General features: G+C 71.0%; 21 protein-coding genes. 11 read left to right on the forward strand and 10 right to left on the reverse strand.

The window, feature by feature from the left end; genetic code table 11:
- Positions 1–78 precede the first annotated feature (78 nt).
- The 4 genes from MKK75_RS20545 to MKK75_RS20560 are packed head-to-tail and all read right to left on the reverse strand — an operon-like array spanning position 79 to position 3,501.
- Positions 79–861, reverse strand: a complete 783-nt coding sequence (locus tag MKK75_RS20545; protein WP_244044366.1) for an HAD-IA family hydrolase — start codon at positions 859–861, stop codon at positions 79–81.
- Positions 855–1,541 (reverse strand): ribulose-phosphate 3-epimerase, encoded by a 687-nt coding sequence (gene rpe / locus MKK75_RS20550; RefSeq protein ID WP_244044367.1) that lies wholly within the window; start codon positions 1,539–1,541, stop codon positions 855–857. The genes MKK75_RS20545 and rpe overlap by 7 nt, the downstream gene beginning before the upstream one ends.
- Before the next feature lie 20 nt (positions 1,542–1,561).
- Positions 1,562–2,422, reverse strand: a complete 861-nt coding sequence (locus tag MKK75_RS20555; RefSeq protein WP_244044368.1) for a phosphoribulokinase — start codon at positions 2,420–2,422, stop codon at positions 1,562–1,564.
- Positions 2,423–2,445: 23 nt separating this feature from the next.
- Complete coding sequence (locus MKK75_RS20560) at positions 2,446–3,501, reverse strand: class 1 fructose-bisphosphatase (RefSeq protein WP_244044369.1); 1,056 nt, start codon at positions 3,499–3,501, stop codon at positions 2,446–2,448.
- 207 nt (positions 3,502–3,708) lie between these two features.
- Between MKK75_RS20560 and MKK75_RS20565 the strand changes: the two genes are divergently transcribed.
- Complete coding sequence (locus tag MKK75_RS20565; RefSeq protein ID WP_244044370.1) at positions 3,709–4,656, forward strand: LysR family transcriptional regulator; 948 nt, start codon at positions 3,709–3,711, stop codon at positions 4,654–4,656.
- Complete coding sequence (locus MKK75_RS20570; RefSeq protein WP_244044371.1) at positions 4,653–5,894, forward strand: NAD(P)/FAD-dependent oxidoreductase; 1,242 nt, start codon at positions 4,653–4,655, stop codon at positions 5,892–5,894. Before MKK75_RS20565 ends, MKK75_RS20570 begins: the two co-directional genes overlap by 4 nt.
- A gap of 200 nt (positions 5,895–6,094) precedes the next feature.
- Here the strand turns inward: MKK75_RS20570 and MKK75_RS20575 are convergent, their stop codons facing one another.
- The 3 genes from MKK75_RS20575 to MKK75_RS20585 form a co-directional block, all read right to left on the reverse strand.
- Positions 6,095–7,336 (reverse strand): MFS transporter, encoded by a 1,242-nt coding sequence (locus MKK75_RS20575; RefSeq protein ID WP_244044372.1) that lies wholly within the window; start codon positions 7,334–7,336, stop codon positions 6,095–6,097.
- Positions 7,337–7,420: 84 nt separating this feature from the next.
- The gene (locus MKK75_RS20580; protein WP_244044373.1) at positions 7,421–8,332 is read right to left on the reverse strand and encodes an amino acid ABC transporter substrate-binding protein; all 912 of its coding nucleotides are present in this window, start codon (positions 8,330–8,332) and stop codon (positions 7,421–7,423) included.
- A 176-nt stretch (positions 8,333–8,508) separates the two neighbouring features.
- Positions 8,509–9,396 carry a LysR substrate-binding domain-containing protein gene (locus MKK75_RS20585; protein ID WP_244044374.1) on the reverse strand — a complete coding sequence of 296 codons (888 nt, stop codon included), beginning with the start codon at positions 9,394–9,396 and terminating at the stop codon, positions 8,509–8,511.
- Positions 9,397–9,493: 97 nt separating this feature from the next.
- On the opposite strand from MKK75_RS20585, the gene MKK75_RS20590 reads away from it, so the two are divergent.
- Together MKK75_RS20590 and MKK75_RS20595 are read left to right on the forward strand one after the other, a co-directional pair.
- Entirely contained in the window at positions 9,494–10,120 is a 627-nt protein-coding gene (locus MKK75_RS20590; protein ID WP_244044375.1) for a glutathione S-transferase family protein, read from the forward strand.
- A gap of 8 nt (positions 10,121–10,128) precedes the next feature.
- Entirely contained in the window at positions 10,129–11,043 is a 915-nt protein-coding gene (locus MKK75_RS20595) for a pyridoxamine 5'-phosphate oxidase family protein (protein WP_244044376.1), read from the forward strand.
- Between the two features lie 7 nt (positions 11,044–11,050).
- Here MKK75_RS20595 and MKK75_RS20600 read toward each other — a convergent pair whose 3' ends face one another.
- Complete coding sequence (locus tag MKK75_RS20600) at positions 11,051–11,704, reverse strand: glutathione S-transferase family protein (protein WP_244044377.1); 654 nt, start codon at positions 11,702–11,704, stop codon at positions 11,051–11,053.
- A gap of 186 nt (positions 11,705–11,890) precedes the next feature.
- Between MKK75_RS20600 and MKK75_RS20605 the strand changes: the two genes are divergently transcribed.
- The 5 genes from MKK75_RS20605 (at position 11,891) to MKK75_RS20625 (ending at position 17,507) form a co-directional block, all read left to right on the forward strand.
- The gene (locus MKK75_RS20605) at positions 11,891–12,271 is read left to right on the forward strand and encodes a response regulator (RefSeq protein WP_244044378.1); all 381 of its coding nucleotides are present in this window, start codon (positions 11,891–11,893) and stop codon (positions 12,269–12,271) included.
- 68 nt (positions 12,272–12,339) lie between these two features.
- Positions 12,340–14,313: an AI-2E family transporter gene (locus MKK75_RS20610; RefSeq protein WP_244044379.1), complete on the forward strand. Its 1,974-nt coding sequence runs from the start codon at positions 12,340–12,342 to the stop codon at positions 14,311–14,313.
- 132 nt (positions 14,314–14,445) lie between these two features.
- Positions 14,446–16,065 carry a hybrid sensor histidine kinase/response regulator gene (locus tag MKK75_RS20615; protein WP_244044380.1) on the forward strand — a complete coding sequence of 540 codons (1,620 nt, stop codon included), beginning with the start codon at positions 14,446–14,448 and terminating at the stop codon, positions 16,063–16,065.
- A gap of 18 nt (positions 16,066–16,083) precedes the next feature.
- Entirely contained in the window at positions 16,084–16,398 is a 315-nt protein-coding gene (locus MKK75_RS20620) for a plasmid stabilization protein (protein ID WP_244044381.1), read from the forward strand.
- A 659-nt stretch (positions 16,399–17,057) separates the two neighbouring features.
- Positions 17,058–17,507 (forward strand): hypothetical protein, encoded by a 450-nt coding sequence (locus MKK75_RS20625; RefSeq protein ID WP_244044382.1) that lies wholly within the window; start codon positions 17,058–17,060, stop codon positions 17,505–17,507.
- A gap of 87 nt (positions 17,508–17,594) precedes the next feature.
- On the opposite strand, the gene MKK75_RS20630 is transcribed toward MKK75_RS20625, so the two are convergent.
- Both MKK75_RS20630 and MKK75_RS20635 read right to left on the reverse strand, forming a co-directional pair.
- Positions 17,595–18,506, reverse strand: coding sequence for a ketopantoate reductase family protein (locus MKK75_RS20630; protein WP_244044383.1), 912 nt, complete (start codon positions 18,504–18,506; stop codon positions 17,595–17,597).
- Positions 18,503–21,583 carry an FAD-binding and (Fe-S)-binding domain-containing protein gene (locus MKK75_RS20635; RefSeq protein WP_244044384.1) on the reverse strand — a complete coding sequence of 1,027 codons (3,081 nt, stop codon included), beginning with the start codon at positions 21,581–21,583 and terminating at the stop codon, positions 18,503–18,505. Before MKK75_RS20635 ends, MKK75_RS20630 begins: the two co-directional genes overlap by 4 nt.
- Before the next feature lie 348 nt (positions 21,584–21,931).
- Here MKK75_RS20635 and MKK75_RS20640 point away from each other — a divergent pair, with 348 nt between their 5' ends.
- Together MKK75_RS20640 and rnr are read left to right on the forward strand one after the other, a co-directional pair.
- Positions 21,932–22,270 carry a hypothetical protein gene (locus tag MKK75_RS20640; protein ID WP_244044385.1) on the forward strand — a complete coding sequence of 113 codons (339 nt, stop codon included), beginning with the start codon at positions 21,932–21,934 and terminating at the stop codon, positions 22,268–22,270.
- A 131-nt stretch (positions 22,271–22,401) separates the two neighbouring features.
- On the forward strand, positions 22,402–24,717 hold the full coding sequence (gene rnr / locus MKK75_RS20645) for a ribonuclease R (protein ID WP_244044386.1): 2,316 nt from the start codon (positions 22,402–22,404) through the stop codon (positions 24,715–24,717).
- The last annotated feature ends 16 nt before the right edge of the window (positions 24,718–24,733 follow it).

Here is a 24,733-nt window from a genome sequence, read left to right on the forward strand (position 1 = left end):
GATATGTGTCGTCTGTTCCAGCATTGGCTGCGACCACCCATACGCAGCGCCCTGCATCGCCGCGTGCAGCGTTGCGGCCTATGGGCGGCGATCCGCGGCCGGAACCGCACCCACGTCGAGAACCCCGTGCCACCGCATGAGCCCGGCGAGGTCCACCACCCCGCCCGGCCATTCGAGCCCCGCAATGTGCCGGTGCGGGTGCCCGGGTTCGCCGAGGTCCGAGACCGCCGAGAAGGCGCCGTCGAGCGCGTGGCTGTCGGTGTAGCGGCTGCGGGTCGCCAGCACCGGTAGGCCGGCGGCGCGGGCCGAGCTGATCCCGGCAGCCGAATCCTCGAACGCGACGGCCTCCGCGGCGGCGACGTCCAGGCCGGCGAGCGCCAGGAGGAACACGTCCGGGGCCGGCTTCTTGCGGTCCGCCGCGTCGCCGGCAGCGATCACGTCGAAGGGCGTGTTTCCGGGCGGGAAGTTGACCGCCAGCAATCGATCGACGTTCGGTCGGCTGGTGGTGGTGGCGACGGCCAGCCGGAGGCCGGCCGCCCGGGCCTCGGCGATGAGCCGGGCGATCCCGGGGCGCAGCGGCAGCCGGTTCTCGGCGACCAGCGCGCCGTAGGCCGCGGTCTTGCGTGCATGGATGTCCGGGGCAAGGGCGTGAAGCGCTTCGGCCTCGGCCGCGTGCTGCGTATCGATGAAGTGGGCGAGGCGCTCCTTGCCGCCCATCACGGTGAGCAGGTCGGCGTAGAGCGCCGCGTCCCAGCGCCAGGGCAGCCCGACCTCCGCGAAGGCGCGGTTGAACGCCTGCCGGTGCAGATCCTCGGTCTCGGCGAGAGTCCCGTCGACGTCGAAGATCAGCGCCCTCAGCACGACAGGTCGCGGCCGGAGGCGCCCTCCGCGCCGTCCCGGATCGCCGCGATGCGCTCCGCGTAAGCCGCCGGCCCGCCGCCGAAGACGGCGTTGCCGGCCACGAAGGTGTCGGCGCCCGCCCGGCTCGCGGCCTTGACGGTCTCGGGATCGATGCCGCCGTCGACCTGGATGCGGATGTCGCGCCCCGCCACCATCGCGCGCACCCGCGCGACGGACTCCATGCAGCTCTTGAGGAAGCTCTGGCCGCCGAAGCCGGGGTTGACGGTCATCACCAGCACGAGGTCCACGAGGTCGAGCACCGGCTCGACCATGGCGGCCGGGGTGCCGGGGTTGATCGCGACGCCGGCCCGCTTGCCGAGATCGCGGATCGTCTGGAGCGAGCGGTGGATGTGCGGCCCGGCCTCGGCATGGACCGTGATGCCGTCGGCGCCGGCCGCCGCGAAGGCCGCGAGGTACGGGTCGGCGGGGGCGATCATCAGGTGCACGTCGAAGTATCTTTGGGTGTGCGGGCGCAGGGCCTTCACCACCGGCGGCCCGAAGGTGATGTTGGGCACGAAGTGGCCGTCCATCACGTCGAGATGGATCCAGTCCGCCCCGGCCGCGTCGACGGCGCGGGTTTCCTCGGCGAGCTTCGAGAAGTCGGCGGAGAGGATCGAGGGGGCGATGACGGGTGTGAGCATGGGCGACTCTCGGGATCGGCTCAGGCCAGACGTCTGCGGCGCTCGACGAGCTGCATGATCATCGGCGTCAGGATCAGCTGCATGGCGAGGTCGAGCTTGCCGCCGGGGATCACGATGGAATTGGCCCGGCTCATGAAGCTGTCGTGGATCATGGAGACCAGATAGGAGAAATCGATCCCCTTCGGATCCTTGAACCGGATCACCACCATCGACTCGTCGGCGGTGGGGATCCAGCGGGCGATGAATGGGTTCGAGGTATCGACCGTCGGCACCCGCTGGAAGTTGATGTCGGTGAACGAGAATTGCGGGCAGATGGTCTGCACGTAGTCGGGCATGCGCCGCAGGATCACGTCGGTGACGGCATCCGTCGAGTAGCCGCGGAACGAGCGGTCCCGGTGCAGCTTCTGGATCCACTCCAGGTTGATCACCGGCACGACGCCGATCTTCAGGTCGGCGTAGCGGGCGATGTCGACGTCCTGGTCGGCCACGCAGCCGTGCAGGCCCTCGTAGAACAGCAGATCGGAATCCGGGGGGAAGGCCTCCCATTCCGAGAAACTGCCCTCCGGGATGCCGTAGGTCTGCGCGTCGTGCTGGTCGTGGGCGTAGTGGCGGGTGCGGCCGGTGCCGGCCTCCGCGTAGCTGCGGAACACCGCCTCCAGCTCCGGCAGGAGGTTCGCCCGGGGCGCGAAATGCGACAGCGTCGGCTCGTGCGCCATCATGGCCCGCATCGTGTCCCGGTCGAAGGCGTGGAAGCCGTCGCCCTCGATGAACACCGCCCGCACATCCTCCCGGCGGAAGATCTGCTCGAAGGTGTTGCGCACGGAGGTGGTGCCGGCCCCCGAGGAGCCGGTCACCGAGATGATGGGATGCCGCGCCGACATTCGTTTCGGACTTCGCGGCGCGCTTACGAGCGCATCAGGCCGCGCTGGCCGAACAGCGGCGAGCGGCCGGCATCGGGCTTGCCGCCGCCGTAATAGGCCGCGACGCATTCCACCTCCTCGGTCGAGCCGCAGACCAGCGGCGCGCGCTCGTGGATGCCGGTCGCCACGATGTCGAGGATGCGCTGCTGACCGTCGGTCGCCGCGCCGCCGGCCTGCTCCACCAGCATCGCCACGGGGGCGACCTCGTAGAGCAGCCGCAGCCGGCCGCGGGCGTAGTTCTTCCGTGCGTCGCCCGGGTACAGGAACACGCCGCCGCGGGTCAGGACGCGCTGGATGTCGGCCACCAGGGAGGCGAGCCAGCGCATGTTGTAGTCCTTGTCGCGCGGACCCTCGGTGCCCCGCTGGCAATCCTCGATATAGGCCTTCACCGGCGCGTCCCAGTGCCGGGCGTTCGAGGCGTTGATGGCGAATTCCTTGGTGGAGGCCGGCACCGCCATGGCCTGGCTGGTCAGCTTGAACGTACCCTCGGCCCGGTCGAGCACGTAGGATTGGGTGCCCTGGCCGAGCGTCAGGATCAGCGCGGTCGCCGGGCCGTAGGTCACGAAGCCCGAAGCGATCTGCGCGGAGCCCGGCGTCGTGAACGACGCGATGGGGTTCGACGGATCCTTGATCGACGGCCGGATGCCGAAGATCATCCCCACCGCCATGTTGACGCCGATGTTGGAGGAGCCGTCGAGGGGGTCGATCGCGACGGCGAGGGGCGCGTCGGGATTCAGCCGCATCACCTCCTCGGCCTCCTCGGAGGCGACCTCGGCCACGGGCGCGCCGCGCAGGGCCGCCGTCACGCTCTCGTGCGCGATCACGTCCAGCGCCTTCTGAACGTCGCCGTCGCTGTTGTGCTCGCCGGCCGCCGCGAGGTCGCCGCCGAGCGCCCCGCGCCCGATCCGCTCGCTGATCTCCACCGCCGAGCGCGCCACCGCGGCGATCACCGCGGCGGCGTCCTTCAGCGCCGCGTTGGCCTCAACGGCCTGCGCCAGACAGGTATCGAGGGGCGTCCCGATCGCCGCTGAGATTGCCATCGGTCTACTCCTCCTGCTCGGATCCCGCCCGCCGGGATCGCGCCTTCCGCACCGGCTCTGTAGCGGCCACACCCCCGCCAAGATAGCGGTCTCGGCCGCCGGATCGAAAGGAAGGCGCGGCGGGCCCTTCAAGATTTCTATGCGATCTTGTGCCATAGGACGAAAAAAACACGATGTCCGCCGAGAAATCCGCCCGAGAAATCCGCCATGCGCAACCTCTCCCTCAAGCAGCTCCAGGCGGTCGCTGCGGTGGCCCGTCTGGGCACCATGACCCGGGCGGCGCAGGAGCTGAACGTCACCTCGGCGGCGCTCTACGCGCGCATCCGCCAGTTGGAGGAGGAGGCCGGCCTGCTGCTGTTCGACCGGACGCCCGGCGGGCTCAAGCCGACTGATGCCGGCCGCGAGATGCTCTGGGCGATCGACAGCATCAACACCGTGCTGGAGACCTGCACGGACCGCCTGCGCACGCTGCGCGGCGCCGAGGGCGGGCGCGTGGCGCTCGGCGTCGTCTCCACCGCCAAGTACTTCGCGCCCCAGGTGATCGCCGGCTTCGTCAAGAAGCATCCGGGCGTCGAGATCAGCCTGTCGGTGCGCAACCGCGGCCAGACCGTGGAGGCCCTGCGCGGCTACGAGATCGACTTCGCGCTGATGGGCCGCCCGCCCCGGGATTTCCCGATCGACGCCGCCACCTTCGGCCCGCATCCGATCGTCCTGATCGCGGCACCGGATCATCCCCTTGCCGGGCGGACCGGCCTGAACCGCGAGGACCTCGCCGATCAGCCGTTCTTCCTGCGCGAGGAGGGCTCGGGCACGCGGATGGTGTTCGAGGAATTCATGGCCGGCGTCTTGGTCAAGCGCGCGCCGCTGGAGATCGACACCGGCTCAAACGAGACCATCAAGCAGGCCGTCATGGCCGGGCTCGGGATCGCCCTGCTCTCGGTCCACGCGGTGGCGGCGGAGCTGGAGAGCGGCCGCCTCGTGCTCCTCGACGTGAGGGGCCTGCCGATCCGGCGCGACTGGTACGCGGTGCGCCGCGCCGACAAGGTGCTGGGGCCGGCGGCCTCGGCGGTCTGGGCCTACCTGATGACCGACGGCGCGCGCAGCCTGCCGGGCGTCGCGCAGAGCGGCCTGGTTCTCGCGGGAACCTCAGCATGAGCGCGGCCGGGATCGTCGTCGCGGGCGCCGGCCAGGCGGGCTTCCAGCTCGCCGCCTCCTTACGCGAAGGCGGCTTCCGGGAGCCGATCACCCTGGTGGGCGACGAGACCGCCCTGCCCTATCAGCGCCCGCCCCTGTCGAAGGCCTATCTCGCCGGCAAGACCGACCGGGAGGGCCTGTTCCTGCGCCAGCCGGGCTTCTTCGCCGAGCACGCGATCACGCACCGGCCGGGGATCCGGGCCGTCGCGATCGATCGGGCGGTGCGGCGCCTGCACCTGGCGGACGGGGACAGCCTCGCCTACGACCATCTCGTCCTCGCCACCGGCGCCCGCAACCGCCCCCTGCCTGTTCCCGGGGCCGATCTCGGCGGCGTGCACCAGCTGCGCGGCCTCGCGGATGCGGACGCGCTCCAGGCGGAGATCGCGGCGGCGCGGGCGATCGTGGTGGTGGGCGCGGGCTTCATCGGGCTGGAATTCGCCGCCGTCGCCGCCGCGCGCGGCCTCCCCGTGACGGTGATCGAGGCGGCCGATCGGCCCATGGCCCGGGCGGTCTCGGCCGAGATGGGGGCGTTCTTCCGCGGCGCCCATGAGGCGATGGGCGTGCGCTTCGCCTTCGGGGCCGGCGTGACGGCGATCCTCGGGCGCGACGGCCGCGCCACCGGGATCGCGCTGGCGGACGGGACGGAGCTTCCCGCCGATCTCGTCCTGATCGGCATCGGCGTGCTGCCGAACCGGGACCTCGCCCTGGACGCCGATCTGCCGGCCGACGACGGCGTGCGGGTCGACGCGTTCCTCGCCACGCCCGATCCGTCGATCTCGGCGATCGGCGATTGCTCCCGGTTCCCGAGTCCCTTCGCGCACGGGCTTTCGGCGGATGGCACCGTGCGGATCGAATCCGTGCAGAACGCCATCGATCAGGGCCGCTGCCTCGCGGCCCGGCTCCTCGGCAAGCCCGCCCCCTACGGTGCCCTGCCCTGGTTCTGGAGCGACCAAGGTCCGCACAAATTGCAGATCGCCGGGCTCTCGGGTCCGGGCGATGCCAGCGTGGTCCGCGGATCGGGCGACGCCTTCTCGGTGTTCCGCTTCCGCGACGGGCGCCTGAGCGCGGTGGAATCCGTCGATCGGGCGGGCGACCACATGATCGCCCGGCGCCTCCTCGCCGCCGGGACGCCCCTGACGCCGGATCAGGCGGCCGATCCGGGCTTCGACCTCAAGGCGCTGGCGTTGGGGCGGACCTGAGAGCGCTGACGCCCGGCCGATGCGTTTAAGCACTGTCCCTTTCCCGGGCGCATGCGGCGCCAGCGGAATGCGACCCGGGAGCCGGCAAGAGACGTCGCGAAGCGTCCTTCTGGATCAATGCGGGCCGGCTGCGCGGCGCTTCGTGCGCTGGATCCCGGATCACCTTCCGCTGCGTTCCAGGCGTCCGGGAAAGGGCGTGCTCAACCGGAAAACGCCACCGGCGCCGGCTTCGGCCGCAGGGCGATGGCGGTGCCGATCCCCAGGGCCAGGATGGTGACGGCGCATCCCGCGAGCGCCCCGAACTGGCCGAGCCTCAGAAGCGCCTGCCCGATCACCGCGACGCCGAGCGCCTGCCCGCAGAAGAACGAGAAGGCATGGAGCGCCACCGCCGAGGCCCGCGCCTTGGGCGCCACCTCGGTCACCTGGGTCTGGTAGGTGTTGTGCAGCATGTAGAAGCCGAGCCCCATCGCGGTGAGCGCGGCGCAATCGACCGGCCACGACCCCGCGAGCCCGACCACGGTGAGCGACGCGCCGCAGATCAGGCCGCCGCCGATCAGCATCCGCGGCAGGCCGAGGAGCCGCACCAGCAGCCCGACCAGCGCCGAGTAGAATAGGCCGCCGACCGCGAACCCCGCCAGCACGAGGCCGGCCTCCCGCGGCCCGCCCTCCCCGCGGGCCTCGATCAGCGGCGCGAGGTGCGGGAAGACGCCGAAGATCGCGATGGCCTCGATGAACACCGCCGAGAACAGCACCCGCGCCCGGGGATTGCCCAGGATGGTCCGGTAGCGCGTCACGGCCTCGCGGAAGGCCGGGCGGCGGGCGGGGGGCCGGCCGGCGCGCTCGAAGCCGAACACCGTCGCGGCGCAGGCGCAGGCCGCCACCGCGGCGGTGACCGCGAAGACGCCGCGCCAGCCGATCGCCGCCTCGATCAGGCCCGCGAAGGTCGAGCCGGAGAGCTGGCCGAGGATCACCGCCACCAGGAAGCGCCCGATCGCCACCTGACGGCCCTCCATCGGCACGCGGTCGCCGAGCAGCGCCAGGGAGAGCGGGATGCAGCCCCCGGCGGCCGCGCCCGCCAGCATGCGCAGGCCGAACAGGCTGCCGAGATCGGGCGCGACGCTGCACAGGGTCAGGGCGACGGCGAGCACCGCGAGGCAGGTGCTCATCACCCGCTCCTTGCCCAGCGCATCGCCGATCGGTCCCAGCACCGGCTGGATGAACGCGTATGGGAGCGCGAAGGCGGTCGAGAGCAGCGCGACCGTGTGGGCGTCGCTTTCCAGATCCCGCGCCAGCACGCCGACGAGGGGTTCCACGGAGCGCAGCGCGAAGGTGCTGCCGAACCCGGCGCAGGCCAGCACCACGATCAGCCGTGGGATCGAGGTGGCCGGCTGCGCGGCCTGGGTGGCCGCTGACGTGAGAGCCGGCTCTGTGCTGTCGGTCATGGGAGACGCTTCGCGACGCGGGCTGAGATCGTCCAAGCCGCATCGCATCTCCCCGGCCCGAGCGGAACCCCGCCGCGCGACAGATCAGTGCGCGTAGAACGCAGGATCTGACGCGTCTGTCGGGTGTTCGAATGCCCAGCGCAGGGCGGGGGAGAGCGGTACATTGTAATCGAGGCCGCGCGGCGGAACCGGCTTCAGGAACCAGCGCTCGTAGATCGTCAGGATCTCGGGGCTGCGGTAGAGAGCGGCGGTCGCCCGGTCCACCACCGCCTTGAAGGCCGGGTCGTCCTTGCGCAGCATGATGCCGTAGGGTTCCGGGTTGGACAGCGTCTCGTCGCTGACCACGTAGGCGGCGGGCGCCTTGGATTGGGCCGCGGCGACGCTGAGCTGCACGTCGTCCATCACGAAGGCCGCCGCCCGCCCGGTCTCGACCATCAGGAACGCCTCCGGGACATCCTTGGCGGCGATCACCGTGATGCCGAGCTTGCGCTCGTTGTTGGCCTTGATCAGCATCAGGATATTGGTCGATCCGGCCACCGATGAGACGGTCTTGCCGCGCAGATCGTCCAGGCTGGCGATGTGCTGGTCCTTCTTGGAGACGAAGCGGGTCGCCGTCAGGAAATGGGTGTTGGTGAACGCCACCTGCTTCTTGCGCTCGGCGTTGTTGGTGGTCGTCCCGCATTCGAGATCGACCGTGCCGTTGGTGATCAGCGGGATGCGCGACGAGGAGTTGACGAACTCCATCCCGACATCGAGATCCGGCCTGTTCAGCTCACGCTTCACCGCGTCGGCGATCCGCATGCAGATGTCGATCGCGAAGCCGACCACCTTCTGGTCCTGGTCGATGTAGCTGAATGGGGGCGCGGTATCGCGCACGCCGAGGACCAGCCGGTTGCTGTCCTGGATCTTCCTGAGCGTGCCGGTCAGGGCGTCGGCCTGCGCCGGCGCAGCCAAGGGCAGCACGACGAGGGCCGCAAGGAGGGTGAGCAGACGCATGGGCTGGCTTGGTCCGATCATCGCGCGCCGGGGAAGACGGCCGGCTGGAGCCGGCAGAGCCCGAATGCGCGCCGGATCAGGTTCCGGGAGGCCTATCAGCAAGAGTCCGGCCGCGACGACGCCATTCACAGAGCGAAGGCTGGATTTCGCCACCGCCGTGAGCGTTTGCTGACGGGTTACGCGATGACCAGCACCGGCAGGGCTTTCAGCGCTTCGGTCGCAAAATCCAGAAGGGCGTTCACCCGGGCTGGCCGGAAATCCGCGCTGGGGGTCACGAGCTGCACCGGCAGCGGCGGCGGCTCGTGCGCCGTGAGCAGGCGCACGAGGCGTCCCGCCGCGATGTCCTCGGCGGCCTGATAGGACAGGACCCGCGCGATGCCGCGGCCGGCCCGGACGGCGATCAGGGCGGCCTCGACCTCGTTGACGATGAGGCGCGGCGTCAGGCGCACCCGGTTCGGCCCGAATCGCCATTCCCGCGCGCCCGCGCGCGGGAAGCCCTGGATGGTATCGTGCGCGCCGAGATCTGCGGGTACGCGGGGCGTGCCCCGGGCGGCGAGGTATTCTGGGCTCGCCACCACGATCTGGCGCACCTGTCCGACCCGGCGGGCGACGAGGCGGGATTCGGCGAGCCGCCCGATCCGCAGGGCGACGTCGATGCCCTCCTCCACGAGGTCGAGGTTACGGTCGGCGAGCACCAGCTCGACCTGCGTTTCCGGATAGGCGTCGAGGAAGCCCGACACGAGGGGCGCCACGTGCTTGCGCCCGAACAGCACCGGCGCCGTGACCCGCACGAGGCCGCGCACGGCGTCGCGCGCCGCCCCCGAGACGGCCGCCGCGTAGGCCGACAGGACGCCGCGCGCCCGCTCGGCAAGTTCGAGGCCGGCCGGCGTCGGGGCGAGGCGCCGGGTCGTGCGCTCGACGAGGCGCGTGCCGGCCCGCGCTTCCAGACTGGCGAGCGCGCGTGTCGCGGCGGCGGCGGAGCGGCGCTGCCGACGCGCCGCGCCCGCAAGACTGCCGGCGTCGATGATCGCGACGAAGAGAGTCAGTTCGTCGAGCCGGTCCATCGATTGCTGCGCCGATTGAAATTCTGATTGCCAAACCCTCCGGATTTTCGTCGCCGGCCGCAAGGGCGACAATCGGCGCGCAGCCGGAGCCCAGCCCATGTCCGAACCCGACCTGACCCTCCACGGCCTGCGCCTCTCCGGCCATTCGCACCGCGTGGAGCTGTTCCTCACGCTGCTCGGCCTGCCCTACCGCTTCATCGCGGTGGCGGGCCCCGACCAGCCCGAGGCGGCGGACCTCCGGCGCCTCAACCCGCTCGGCCAGATCCCGGTCCTGACCGACGGCCCGGCGGTGATTGCCGACAGCAACGCGATCCTGGTCTATCTCGCCGCCCGCTACGCCCCGGATAGCGGCTGGATGCCGGGTGACCCGCTCGCCGCCGCGCAGGTCCAGCGCTGGCTGTCCATCGCGGCCGGCGAGGTGCGGTACGGGCCGGCACTCGCCCGGCTGATGGTGGTGTTCGGCGCCCCGGCCGACCGCGCCGCCGTCCACGCCACGGCTGCCCGGATCCTCACCTTCATGGACGGCCATCTGGCGGATCGCCCCTATCTCGCGGCCGACCGGGCGACGCTCGCCGATATCGCCTGCTATTCCTACGTGGCCCACGCGCCGGAGGGGGGCGTCTCGCTCGCGCCCTACCCGGCCGTGCAGGCGTGGCTCGCGCGCGTGGAGGCGCTGCCGGGCTTCCTGCCGATGCCGGCCTCCCCGATTCCCGAACAGTTGTAAGGTGCGCCATGGCCAGCTTCCACGCCGACGAGATCCGCGCCCAGGCGCTTGCCGGCCACGTCCTGGGCGAGACGCCGGCGATCCGCCCGTTCATGCCCGAGCAGCATCGCGCGTTCTTCGCGCGCCTGCCCTACCTGTTCGTGAGCACCGTGGACGCGGCCGGCGCGCCGATCGCCACCGTGCTGACGGGGCAGCCCGGCTTCGTGCAGTCGCCCGACGCCGCGCATCTTGCGATCACGGCGGCCCTCGATCCGGCCGATCCGGCAATCCGCGCCCTCGTGCCCGGCGCTGAGGCCGGCATCCTCGGCCTCGACTTCGCGACCCGGCGGCGCAACCGCGCCAACGGCCGCGTGGTGCGTCGCGACGGGGATGCACTGACGGCCGCCATTGTCCAGAGCTACGGCAACTGCCCGCAATACATCCAGCGGCGGGACGCCGAGCCGGTGCCGCGCTCACCGGGGCCGATCGAACCCCTGGCCGCCCTCGACCCGGACGCCGCTGCGCTCATCCACGGCGCCGATACCCTGTTCGTGGCGACCCGCGCCCGGGACGGGCTCGCGGGCGGGGGCGCCGACATCTCGCACCGCGGCGGCCGGCCGGGCTTCGTCCGGGTCGCGGGCGACGTGCTGACGGTGCCGGATTTCTCCGGCAACCGTTACTTCAACACGCTGGGCAACCTGATCGGCGAACCGAGAGCCGCCCTGATGGTCCTCGATTTCGAGCGCGGCGATCTGCTGGTGCTGCAGGGCCGCACGGCGATCGACTGGAGCGGCGGGGAGGCTGCCGGGCTGACGGGCGCGCAGCGGTCCTGGACCTTCGCGGTCGAGGGCGGCTGGCGACGCCGGGCCGCCGTACCCCTGCGCTGGAGCCGGCCCGAGCCGGCGCCGCAGCTCGCACGCACCGGCATCTGGGAGCCGGCGTGAGGACCCGTCAGGCGGCCCCGGCCTTTGCGGTGGCCTCGTGCTCCGCGGCGAGCTGCGCGTCCGCGGCCGCGACGCTCTGGAAGGCCGGCCGCGACCGGACCCGCTCGACATAGGCGGTCAGCACCGGATCGGGCGCCACGAGGCCGAAGCCGATGGTCCAGCCCAGCGCGCTGCCCCACAGGATGTCGGCCGCGCTGAACCGGTCGCCGAGGAGGTAGGGACCCGGCGTCAGCGCCTCGCTCACCCGGGCGATCACGCTGTCATACTCCCCGTAGGCCGACATGGCGCGCGGGCCGGGCTCCCGCTTCAGGTGGCGGTCGATCACGGCAGGCTCGAAGCACGAGCCGTAGAACACCATCCAGCGCAGATACTTGGCGCGGGCGGGATCGGTCGCCGCCGGGGCGAGGCCGGCCTCCGGGAAGAGGTCGGCCAGATAGAGGTAGACGGCCGCCTGCTCGGTCACCAGCGCGTCGCCGTTCCGAATCGCCGGCACCTTCCCCATCGGATTGATCGCGCGGTAAGCGTCCTGCAGGTGCTCGCCGGCACGCATGTTGAGCGCGTGCAGCCGGTACGGGGCGCCCAGCTCCTCGAGCAGCACGCGCACCCCCGACGAGCGTGTATTGGGTGCGTGGTAGAACGCGATGTCCGGTTTGTCCGCCACGGTGTTCCTCCCGGGAAGCGTCGAATTGTGCGGCGGCACGCTCGTACCGGAGGGGCGCTGGGTCAACCGCATGCCCCGCACCCTCTTCTCCCCGGACCGGAATCGCGGCAGGAACGTTGGTCGTTTGTGCATTGCCGCGCGTTGGGTTGGCGGCCGGCACGACGCGAGCCGGGGATTCGAGTTCTGATGGCGAAGATTCTGTTGGTCGAGGACCACGAAGAGATCTGGGACTTCCTGTCCCGGCGCCTCAAGCGCCGCGGCTACGAGGTGATCCTGGCCCATGACGGCGAGGCCGGCGTCCGGCAGGCGCGCTCGGGCCAGCCCGACGTGATCCTCCTCGACATGAACCTGCCGGTCCTCGACGGCTGGTCGGTCGCCCGCACGCTGAAGTCCGGCTCCGACACGCGGGCGATCCCGATCATCGCGCTCACCGCCCACGCCATGTCGGGGGACCGCGACAAGGCGATCCAGGCGGGCTGCGATGACTACCATCCGAAGCCGGTCGATTTCTCGAAGCTGCTCAGCCAGATCAGCGCCGCCCTGGGCGAGACCGCGCAGGCGAGCTGAGGCGGATCCGTTCGCGCCCCCGGCCGTTCCCACCCGACCCCCGCGTGTGAAAAGCCTGGAGCGTGACCGTGAGCGAGGATCCCGTCACTGCCCAGCGCCTGCGGGAGGGCCTTCCGGTCATCGTGGCGCTGGCCTCGCTCCTCCTCGTCGTGGCGACGATGGCGGCGCTGTATCTCGGGCGCGAGATCCTGGTGCCGGTGACGCTGGCGATCCTCCTCAGCTTCGTCCTGCTGCCGGCGGTCCGGATGCTCCGGCGGCTGCGCGTGCCGCGCGCCCCGGCGGTGCTGCTGGTGGTGGTGATCGTGTTCGGCGCCCTGTTCGGGCTCGGCAGCCTGATCGCCAGCGAGGCGTCCCAGCTCGCCACCGACCTGCCGCGCTATACCCAGACCATGCGCGCGAAGATCAAGGATCTGCGCGGCGCGACGGCCGGGAGCGGCAGCCTCTCGCGCATCGTCGACATGGTGCAGGATCTCAGCGCCACCCTGTCGCCGCCGCCGCCCGCGGAGGTGCGCGGCGAGCGGGGATCGGCCACCCATCCGCTCATGGTCGAGATCACACCCGCCCGCACCAGCGTGGTCGATACGCTCCAGACCTTCGCGGGGCCCGTGCTGCATCCGCTCGCCACGACCGGCCTGATCCTGATCTTCACGATCTTCATCCTGCTCCAGCGCGAGGACCTGCGGAACCGGGCGATCCGGCTCGCCGGCGGCTCGGGGGACCTGCGCCGGACCACGGCGGCGATCGACGACGCGACCAGCCGGCTCAGCCGGTTCTTCCTGGCCCAGCTCGCCCTCAACATCGCCTTCGGGCTGGTGATCGGCACCGGCCTCTGGATCATCGGCGTGCCGAGCCCGACCCTGTTCGGCGTGCTCGCCGCGATCCTGCGGTTCGTGCCCTATATCGGCGCCGCGATCAGCGCCCTGCTGCCGTTGATCCTCGCCGCCGCGGTCGATCCCGGCTGGTCGATGGTGATCGCCACCGCGGGCCTGTTCCTGGTGGTCGAGCCGATCTGCGGCCACGTGATCGAGCCGCTGCTGTACGGTCATTCCACCGGCCTCTCGCCGGTCGCCGTCATCCTGGCGGCGACGATCTGGACCTTCCTGTGGGGGCCGATCGGCCTCGTGCTGGCGACGCCCCTCACCGTCTGCCTCGTGGTGCTCGGGCGGCACGTCGAGCGGCTCTGGTATCTCGACGTGCTGCTCGGCGACCAGCCGGCCCTGTCGCCGCCCGAGATCTTCTACCAGCGGATGCTGGCCGGCGACCCGGCCGAGGCGATCGACCAGGGCTGGCAGTTCCTGAAGGAGCGCGCCCTCGTCACCTACTACGACGAGGTCGCGCTGGCGGGCCTGCTCCTGGCCCAGGAGGACATGTCGCGCGGGACCCTCGACCGCGAACGCCAGCAGGAGGTCGGCGCCGCCATCCGCACCGTGGTGGATCGCCTCGGCACCGCGCCGGTCGCGCGGCGCACCCGGCGGGGATCGGGGCGCAGCCCGGACACCGAGACCGCCGCGGCACTGGCCGCGATCGGACCCGACCGGCAGGTGGCGGGCATCGTCCTCACGGGCGAGGATCTGGCACCCCATTGGCGCGGCGAGACCCCCGTCCTGTGCGTGTCGAGCCGCGGCCCCTTCGACGAGGCCGCGACGCTGATGCTGAGCCAGATCCTCGGCCGGCACGGGCTCGCCTCGCAGATCCTGTCGATGGCGGCGATCCGCGCCGGCGAGCGGCCCGAAAACCCTGAGGAACTCGCCCTGATCTGCTTCTCCTACCTGGAGCCGGTCAGCCTCTCGCAGATCCGCTTCACGGTCCGGCAGGCGCGGGCGGCGGTCCCGGGCGTGCGCATCCTCGTGGGTTTCTGGCGCGAGCGCGACCCGGCGACCCTGGAGCGCCTGCGCCGGGCGACGTCGGCGGATTTCCTGGTGACCTCGCTCAACGAGGCGCTCTCGGCGGTGCTGGGCACCTGCCGCGAGCCGATGCGGCGGGTCGCCCCGCCATCGCCCGCCCCACGGCCCGGAGCGGTTCGAACGGCGGCGCCGGCCTGAGCGTTCGATCCTGAGCGCCCGATGCGGAGAACCCGCGCGGTCGACTTCGCGTTGCAGACCGCTAATGTCCGCCTCGGCAGGTCGTGCCAGGCCACACGCATTTGCCAGACCTGAAGGTGAAGACCGCCTCGCATGTCCGAGACCCCAGAAACCCCGCCCGCCGGGCCCGGTCCCGAGGTCCGGGACAGCGCGCCGGGCCGCATCACGGATCGCAAGAGCGACATCTTCTTCGCGGCGGTCGAGACGACGCGGATGCCGATGATCGTCACCGATCCGCGCCAGCCCGACAACCCGATCATCTTCGCCAACCGCGCCTTCCTGGCGATGACCGGCTACACGCCGGAGGAGCTGATCGGCCGCAACTGCCGCTTCCTGCAGGGTCCGGATACCGACCGCCAGACCATCACGCAGGTCCGCTCGGCGATCGCCGAGAGGCGGGAATTCGCCACCGAGATCCTGAACTACCGCAAGAACGGCTCCACCTTCTGGAACGCGCTGTTCGTCTCGCCGGTGTACAACGCCGACGGCGAGCTCGTGTATTACTTCGGCTCGCAGCTCGACGTCTCGCGCCGCCGCGACGCCGAGGAGGCCCTGGGTCAGGCGCAGAAGATGGAGGCGCTCGGCCAGCTCACGGGCGGCATCGCGCACGATTTCAACAACCTCCTGCAGGTGATCGTCGGCTACGTCGACATCCTGGCGGCCGGGCTCGAGAAGCCGGATGCCGACCGCGCCCGGCTCGGGCGCGCCACCGACAACATCCGCCAGGCGGCCGAGCGCGCGACCACGCTGACGCAGCAATTGCTCGCCTTCGCCCGCAAGCAGCGGCTGGAGGGACGCGCGGTCAACCTCAACACGCTCGTCGAGGGGATGGGCGAGATGGTCGCCCGCTCGGTGGGCGAGGCGGTCAAGATCGAACTCAACCTCGCCCCGAACGTCTGGAACTGCCGCGTCGACCCGACCCAGGCCGAGGTCGCGATCCTGAACGTGCTGATCAACGCCCGCGACGCGATGCCGGAGGGCGGCACGGTGCGGATCTCCACGCAGAACAGCGAGGTCGCGGCCCGGGGCCGGGAACTCGGGCCGCTGCGCGACGGCCGCTATGTCAGCATCGCGATCCGGGACACCGGCACCGGCATCCCGCCGGCCGTGCTGGCCCGGGTAATGGACCCGTTCTTCACCACCAAGGAGGAGGGCAAGGGCACCGGCCTCGGCCTCTCGATGGTCTACGGCTTCGCCAAGCAGTCGGGCGGTGCGGCGCAGATCGAATCGACGGTGGGGGAAGGCACGACGGTGCGGCTCTCATTCCCGGCGACCGACGGGGACGTGAACACGCCGCCGAAGGTCTCCCTCCGGTCCGTGGATCGGCAGGGCACCGAGACGATCCTGATCGTCGACGACCGCGCGGACGTGGCCGAACTCGCCCGCACGATCCTGCGGGATTTCGGCTACGTGACCCTGATGGCCAGCAATGCCCGCGAGGCGCTGGAGATCCTCGATTCCAGCGAGCGCATCGACCTGCTGTTCACCGACCTGATCATGCCGGGCGGCATGAACGGCGTGCTGCTCGCCCGGGAGGCGCGGCGGCGCCAGCCCAAGCTCAAGGTGCTGCTCGCCACCGGCTACGCGGAGGCGAGCCTGGAGCGAACCGATATCGGCGGCTCGGAGTTCGACCTTTTGAATAAGCCCTACCGGCGCACGGAGCTGGTCCGCCGCGTGCGGGCCATCCTTGACGGGCCGACCGGGGTGGGCTGAGCGCACGGGAGCCGCGCGATGGCACAGGGCGACAAGTCGAAATATACCGACAAGCAGAAGCGCAAGGCCGAGCACATCGCCGAGTCCTACGAGGCCCGCGGCGTGCCGGAGAACGAGGCGGAAGCCCGCGCCTGGGCGACCGTCAACAAGGACGACGGCGGTGGCAAGAAGCCCGGCGGTTCGGGCCGGGGCAGGAGTACGGGCCACCCGGCAGCCCGCAAGGGTGGAGAATCCGGAGGAAAGGCCGCCGGCGAACGGACGGCCGCCGAGCGCTCCGCCTCCGCCAAGAAGGCCGCCGCCACCCGCAAGGCCAACGTCGCGACGCGCGCGTAACGCAACACGGCAGACCCGACGCCTTCCGGCAACGGCCGGTCGAAGCGGCGGCCATCCGGACCGTCCATCGACCGGAGGCAGGACGTCAATCGGTCGTCGTGCGGAAGCCAGCGGTTGAAGACGTGGCGCTCATGGCGCGCGATGAAACGGCCAAGCTATCGCGCACGGCGCCCCCGTCATTCAGCGACTCGCAACTCTTAGGGCAGGATCGATACCGTAGCTCCCAGGATGGCTAGATATCTCTATACTCTAGATACCGCGCCCCAATCGAGGTAGATCACGTTCGAGCGGACCGTATCCGGCCCTGCATGAGATCTGACGGCGGGGCCAGCTGATTTTTGCTTGACGCCGATCCATCTGAGGATGCGTGCTCGATTCAAATAGGCGTCGTTCTTTCGTGATTTCCGCATGATGCTGATCCAAACGGCGGCATTTCTGGGCCGCCGCCGATCGATACCGCGCATGATTGAGCCCTCCCCCAGTCGAATAGTTCAAAATCTGACTGCTTACATTCGGCCAACGCGGCTGAGATGGATCAGATTTTGTATTCATCGAATGTTGGATTGGAGAAAAGGGGGCTAGCAGCGGACCGGCGCTTATGTTGTGCTCCGGCGACACGTAGGGCCCAGGATGGGCGATTTCGACCAAGAGGCCTCGCCATGACCAGCGCCAAGACTGATTTCCTGTCGACCGAGGGCGTCCGGGAGCTCCTGAAGCTCACGAATCGGCAATTTGTCGGCTGGGACGCAGCGCTCCGCGACGTGTCGGGTCAGACTACGGATGCCGGGGATGCGATGGATCTCTGGCATATCCTGTCGTATCTGGCACTCCAGCCCGGCCTCAAAGTCGAGAAGAAGCTCGCCTTCGGAAGCATCAAGATCGCGTCGCTGAAACCCGAGACGATCCGGAAGTACGTCGCGAAGGCACAGCGTCTGGGCTTCGTCGCGACCATCGATTCGATGGGCTCGCGGCACATCCATCTCACATCCACCGGCGCCGCCGTCGTCGCCGATACCATGCAGCAGTGGATCGGCGATTTCGGGCAGATCCAGCGGACGTACTTCTCGGCTCAGCCCGACGGGATCACTGTCGGGGAGGGCCATTCCTGACCCCGTGACGCCACCAGCGTTGGCATTCGGATGTGGCGCGCGCACTCGGGGCCGGAGCGGGCGGCCTCGCGCGGCGTTCGCCCGTCCTCAGGCCTGAAACCGCCCCTCGGCGAGCTTGACCAGCGCGTGCAGCATCCGGTTGGCCGGCGTCGAGATACCCAGCGCGGCGCCCGTGCGCACCACATAGCCGTTGAGATGGTCGATCTCGCTGGGACGCCCGCGGGCGAGGTCCTGCGCGGTGGAGGAGCGCTGATCGGCCATGGTGCTGCTGAGGCTCAGGACCTGATCGAGGATGTCGGGCGCCACCGGCACCCCGGCCGCCGCGGCCACGGCCCCGCATTCCCGAACCACGTCGGTCATGCACGCGACCACGCCTTCGCCCTGGACCAGCCGTCCGTACGGAAGCTGCGTCAGGGCCGAGAGGGCGTTGTAGGCGCAATTGAGGATCAGCTTGCCCCAGAGGGCGTCGACGGCGCGCTCCGATACGGTGGTCGGGATGCCGGCGGCCGTGAAGGCAGCGGCGATGCGCCCGCTTGCCGCCGAAGCGCCGACGATCAGGTCGCCGCGCCCGTTGTGCCGGACGCGAGCCGGCCCGCCCATCTCGGTGGCGACGTAGACCGCCACCGGCACGACGGACCGGCCGAGGACCGCGGCCAAACGCTCGGCATTGTCGACGCCGTTCTGGAGGCTCAGGATCGCCGCCGCAGGCGCGAGGTGCGGGGCGATCATCGCACCCGCCGCTTCGGTGTCGCCGGACTTCACGCAGACCAGAACGAGATCCGCTCCGGCGACCCCGCTCCCCTCGGTGGTCGCCCGCACGGGCACGGAATCGGTCCCGGCCGCGCTGTCCAGAACCAGCCCCGACACCCGGACGGCCTCGACCAGCGCGGGGCGCCCGATCAGCGTCACCGCATGGCCGGCCTTGGCCAGAAGGAACCCGTAGTAGCAACCGACCGCGCCGGCCCCCACCACGGCGACGGTGAACCCCGCACCGCTCACGGCGAAGCGGCCGCCGCGCGATCGGGATGGAAGGGCGCCGCGCCGGCCTCCGCGCGGACATGCTCGAGGAGGGCCTGAACCGGGTGGCGCAGCCGCACGCCGTCGACCAGCTTGGCCTGGGACCGGCAGGAATAGCCGTCGGCCAGCAGGGTGCAGCCGGGGGCCTCGGCGACGTGGCGGGCCCAGCTCAGGCCGTAGATCGCCGTGGAGGTGGCGCGGTGCTGCGCCTCGTGCCCATAGGTCCCCGCCATGCCGCAGCAGCCGGCCGCCGGCACGTCGAGCCGCAGGCCGAGATGGGCGAACACGGCCTGCCAGTCGCGCACCGCCCCCGGTGCGTTGGTGCGCTCGGTGCAGTGAGGCAGGAGCCGCAGGGTCCGGCCGCCCTGACGCGGGGCGATCCGATCGAGCCGGGTCGCCAGCCATTCCTGCAGCAGATGGACCTTCGGCAGATCCTCGCCCAGCACCTGCGCGTATTCGGATCGGTAGGTCAGCGTCATCGACGGATCGATGCCGACGAGGGGCACGCCCTGCCGGGCGAAGGCGCGCAGCATCGCGGCGTTCACGCGCGCGACGCCGGCGAACCGCGCGAGGAATCCGTGGACGTGCAGCGGCTTGCCGTTCGGCCGGTAGGGCACCAGCCAGGGCCGGAAGCCGAGGGCGACGAGCAGCGCGCAGGAATCGGCCACGACCTCCGCATCGAAATGGCTGGTGAAGGCGTCCTGCACGATCAGCACCGCCGCCTCGCGCTCCTGCGGGCTCAGCCGCGCCAGCGCCTCCGGGCTCGCGACGGCGACACCGAGATCCGCGAGCCGCGTCCGCAGATCGACGGGCGACAGGGGCGGGATCGCCACCAGCCCGGCCTTGGCCAGGAGCACGCGGGTGACCGGGCTGGTCAGGAACGCGTTGCTCAGGCGCGGCGCCCGGGCGGCCAGCGGCAGCAGCGGCTCCAGGGCCGTCACGAGGTGGTCCTTCAGGGGCCGGGCGTAACGCGCGTGATAGAGCGCCAGGAACTTCGCCCGGAAGGTCGGCACGTCGACCTTGATCGGGCAGGATCCCGTGCAGGATTTGCACGCGAGGCAGCCATCCATCGCCTCCTTGACGGCGTGCGAGAAATCTTGCTGCCCGGACCGCGACCACACGGCGCGCATCAGGGTGGCGGCCACGTCGCGGAGCCAGCCGGAACGCTGCCGCGCCAGTTCGGCGGCCGGATCGATCCCCTCCGCGGCCGCGAGCCGCAGCCATTCGCGCATCAGCGAGGCACGGCCCTTGGGCGAGTGCCGACGCTCCCGGGTCGCCTTCCACGACGGGCACATGGCCTCGTCGGCGTCGAACGAGAAACAGGCGCCGTTGCCGTTGCAGTGAAGCGCCTCGTCGAAATCCTGCCGGACCGGCGCCGGGATGGTGCGGTCCTGCTCGCCCCGCCGCGGCACGCCGTCGATCCGCGTGAGGCTCCGACCCCGCGCCGAGGCGATCTTGCCCGGGTTCATCCGATCGCCCGGGTCGAAGGCCCGCTTGATCGCCTCCAGCGCGGGCATCAGCGGCCCGAAGGTCGCGGGCACGAATTCCGAGCGGAAGCCCTTGCCGTGCTCACCCCAGAGCAGGCCGCCATACTTGGCGGTAAGCGCGACCACGCCCTCCGTGACCTCGCGGATCAGGCCGTTCTGGTCTGGATCCTTGAGGTTGATGGCGGGCCGGACGTGCAGCACGCCGGCATCGACATGGCCGAACATGCCGTAGCGCAGCCCCTTGCCGTCCAGCAGCGCCCGGAACTCGGCGATGAAGTCGGCGAGCCGCTCCGGCGGGACGGCGGTGTCCTCCACGAAGGGGATCGGCCGGGCATCGCCCTTGACGGCGCCCAGCAGGCCGACCGCCTTCTTGCGCATCGTCCAGAGTTTTTCGATCGCCTCGCCCCGGGCGATGGTGAAGCCGAGGCGCCTGGTGTCGGTGCCGCGCTCGGCCGCCAGCATCCCGGTGAGCCGTCGCAGGGCGGCCTCCACGACGGCCTCCTCGTCGCCGACGAGTTCGACGAGGTTGATGCCGTCCACCGGCCGCCCGGCCGGGTCGTCGGGGAAGAAGGCCTGCACCTCGGCCCAGATCGGATCTTTTCGCGCGAGGCCCAGAACGGTGGAGTCGATGGTCTCCACCGAGGCGGCACCGAAGGGCAGCAGCGCCTGCGCGTCGCGGAGCGCCGCATCGAAATCCACGTAGGAGAGCGCTACCAGCACCGCGGCCTTCGGGATCGGCAGCACGTTGAGCCGGGCCTCGGCGATCAGCGCCAAGGTGCCCTCCGAGCCGCAGAGCACGCTCTTGAGGTCGAACCGGCCCTCTGCGTCGCGCAGATGCGCGAGGTCGTAGCCGGTCAGGCAGCGGTTGAGCTTGGGGAAGCGTGCCGCGATCAGCGCCGCGTTCTCGGTGACCACCGCATCGACGGCGCGGTGAATCTCGCCGACCCGGTCGTTGCGCCGCTTGGCGGCATCAAGACCGTCCGCGTCCAGGGGTTCGGCGGTCCAGACCGTGCCGTCGGTGAGCACGCAGGTCAGTGCCAGCACGTGATCCCGGGTCTTGCCGTAGAGGCACGAGCCCTGCCCGCAGGCATCCGTCGAGATCATGCCGCCGAGGGTGGCGCGGTTCGAGGTGGACAGTTCCGGCGCGAAGAACAAGCCGTGCTTGGCCAAGTCCCGGTTGAGCTGGTCCTTCACCACCCCGGGCTCGACCCGGACGGTGCGGTTGGCGACGTCGATCTCCAGGATGCGGTTCATGTGCCGTGAGGTGTCGACCACGAGGCCGTGGCCCAGCGACTGGCCGTTGGTGCCGGTCGCCCCGCCCCGGGGCCGGATCACGATCTCGGCAAAGCGCGGGTCGTCGAGGAGCTTCGCGATGCGCACGAGGTCGTCGCGGGAGCGCGGGAAAGCCACGGCCCCCGGCTCCACTTGGTAGATCGAGTTGTCGGTCGAGAAGACGGTGCGGTCGGCGTCCGACAGGGACAGGTCGCCCGCGAAGCCGCGCAGGCGCAGCTCCGCGCAGGCCGCGGCGTAGAGCGGCACGGCCTCGGTGTGGCGGGTCAGGACCGGGATCATTTAGACCTTCTACACTCCGCGGGTCGCGAGGAAAGATCGGCGGATCCGGAGCGATGGTCGCGGGCACCCGGTTCATCGTTGGGCGCCACCCTTTCCCGGGCGCATGGAGCGCCGGCGGAATGCGACCCGGGATCCAGCACAAAATGTCGCGCAGCGTGCGCCTGTTTTAGCCTGTGCCGCTGGCGCGGCGCTTCTTGTGCTGGATCCCGGATCAGGTTCCGCCGCGCTTCACCTGTCCGGGACAGGGTGTGCCCTCCTCCTGTCGGCGTGACTTGCCCCGCCGACCACACGTCGCTCAGCACTGGCATCGGGCTTGCCACGGGGCAAACACCATCGGAACGGATGCCCATGAACGCGAGCCTGGAACGGGTCAGGGATGCCCTGGCCGAGCTGATCAAGGCGGCTCTGATCTCGGACGACGCGGCGAGCCTCGCCTGTCGCGAGGCCGGGCGCGCCAAGCTCGCGGCGCTCGCGGGCGATCCGCCCGAACCGGCGAGCCTGCGCATGGACGGCGCCTGGACGCTGGCGATCCAAGAGGCCGAGACACCCGAGTTGCAGGCGCTGGAGGGACAGGTGAACCTGACCCTGCCCCGCGCCTGCCCGTTCACCCTGAATGAGATTGTCGCGCCGGGCTTCGACGTGGATCAGGCGGTCGACCACATCCGGAAGATCGCCTCGACCGGCTGATCGCGCCTGTTGAGGAGCAGCGGTATGGCGTTGCCGTGGGCGGGTCCGGCACCCATGTTGGGATCACAGGACCAGATCGGTCCGATGCCCGCGCGGGCACCATCGTCCAAGACTCATCCGGCACCCATCGTTTGGCACGTCGCACCACCGCCCCGGCGGCCGAGCCCGCCGCTCCGCCGCCCGTCCCCACCCGTGAGCAGATCCTCGCCTTCGTGGCCGAGTCGACAGAGCGCGTCGGCAAGCGGGAGATCGCCAAGGCCTTCGGCATCACGGGCTCCGCCAAGATCGAGCTGAAGCGCCTCCTCAAGGAGATCGAGGCGGACGGCGCCCTGGACCGTGATCGCGGCGGGCTCAGTCCGGCGGGCCAGCTGCCGCCGGTCGTGCTGGCCGATATCCGCGCGCGCGACCGCCACGGCGATTTCGTGGCGGTGCCCGCGGAGTGGAAAGGCACGGGCAAACCGCCCGCCATCGTGCTCACGCAGGGCCGCGGCTCCCGCAAGGGCAGCCGGCCCGCCGCGGGGATCGGCGACCGGGCCCTGATCCGGGTCGAGCGCGACGCCGAGGGCGGCTATAGCGGCCGGGTCATCAAGGTCATCGGCAAGAACAAGGCCGAGATCATCGGAGTCTACCGCGAAGGCGCGCAGGGCGGCCGGATCGTGCCGGTCGAGAAGCGCTCCCAGGGCCGCGAGATCCTGATCCCGCCCGGCGAGGAGGGGCAGGCCCGCGACGGCGACCTCGTCAGCGTCACGATGGAGCGCGAGACCCGCTTCGGCCTGCCGCGGGGCCGCGTCCGGGAACGGCTGGGCTCGCTCGGCTCCGAGAAGGCGGTGAGCCTGATCGCCCTGCACCTCCACAACATCCCGCACGTGTTTGCGGACTCGACCCTGGCCGAGGCCGACGCCGTCAAACCCGCGACGCTGAAGGGCCGCGAGGACTGGCGCGACCGGCCGCTGCTGACCATCGACCCGCCGGACGCCAAGGACCACGACGACGCCGTGATGGCCGAGGCCGATCCCGACCCGGCCAATCCCGGCGGCTTCATCCTCACCGTCGCCATCGCGGACGTGGCGGCCTACGTGCGGCCGGGCTCCAGCCTCGACCGCGAGGCGCTGGAGCGGGGCAACTCGGTCTACTTCCCCGACCGGGTCGTGCCGATGCTGCCCGAGCGGATCTCCAACGACCTCTGCTCGCTGCGCGAGGGCGAGGACAGACCGGCGCTCGCGGTGCGGATGGTCATCGCGGCCGACGGCGAGAAGCGCCGCCACAGCTTCCACCGGGTGATGATGCGCTCCCGCGCCAAGCTCGCCTACGCGCAGGCGCAAGCCGCGATCGACGGTCATTTCGACGACGCGACCGGGCCGCTCCTGGAGACGGCGCTGCGCCCCCTCTGGGCGGCCTACGCGGCCCTGCGCACGGCCCGCGACCGCCGCGGGCCGCTGGCCCTCGACCTGCCCGAGCGCAAGGTCCTGCTCGCCCCCGACGGCGCGGTCGACCGGGTGATCGTGCCGGAACGGCTCGACGCGCATCGCCTCATCGAAGAGTTCATGATCCAGGCGAACGTCGCCGCCGCCGAGACCCTGGAGCAGGCGCGCCAGCCGCTGATCTACCGGGTCCACGACGAGCCAGCCCTCGAGAAGATGCGGGCGCTCGGCGAGGTCCTGGCCTCGGTCGGCATCAAGCTGCCGAAGGAGGGGGCGCTGCGCCCGGCCCTGTTCAACCGCATCCTCGCCATGGCGGCCGAGACCGAGCACGGCGTCTTCCTCAACGAGGTGATCCTGCGCAGCCAGGCGCAGGCGGTCTACGCGCCCGAAAACCTCGGGCATTTCGGCCTGAACCTGCGCCGCTACGCCCACTTCACCTCGCCGATCCGGCGCTACGCCGATCTGATCGTCCACCGGGCGCTGATCACCGCGGGCAAGCTGGGCGCGGACGGGCTCGCGCCCGAGATATCGATGGGCGAGCTGGCGCAGATCGGCGAGCAGATCTCGGCGGCCGAGCGCCGGGCCATGGCGGCCGAGCGCGAGACCATCGATCGCCTGATCGCCCACCACCTCGCCGATCAGGTCGGGGCCACCTTCGCGGGCCAGATCGCGGGGGTGAACCGGGCCGGGCTGTTCATCAAGCTCGACGGGACCGGGGCGGACGGCTTCGTGCCGATCTCGCAGCTCGGCGCCGACTACTTCCGCCATGAGGAGGGCCGCCATGCCCTGGTGGGCGAGCGGACCGGCGAGACCTTCCGCCTCGGCGACCGCGTGGAGGTGCGCCTCGTCGAAGCCGCGCCGGTGGCCGGCGCCCTGCGCTTCGAGCTGCTGAGCGAGGGCCGCTCCGGCGCCCGCAAGTCCAGCCCCGGCAAGAAGCCCGGCGGCCAACCGTTCAAGGCCGCGTCGCCCGGCCGCCCCGCCGGGATTCGCAACACCGGGTCGCGCCACCGCGGCTCGCGCCGGTGAGCCGGGCGGTGTAGCC

Source organism: Methylobacterium sp. J-030, from assembly GCF_022829545.1.
In the GTDB taxonomy this organism is placed as follows: Bacteria; Pseudomonadota; Alphaproteobacteria; order Rhizobiales; family Beijerinckiaceae; genus Methylobacterium.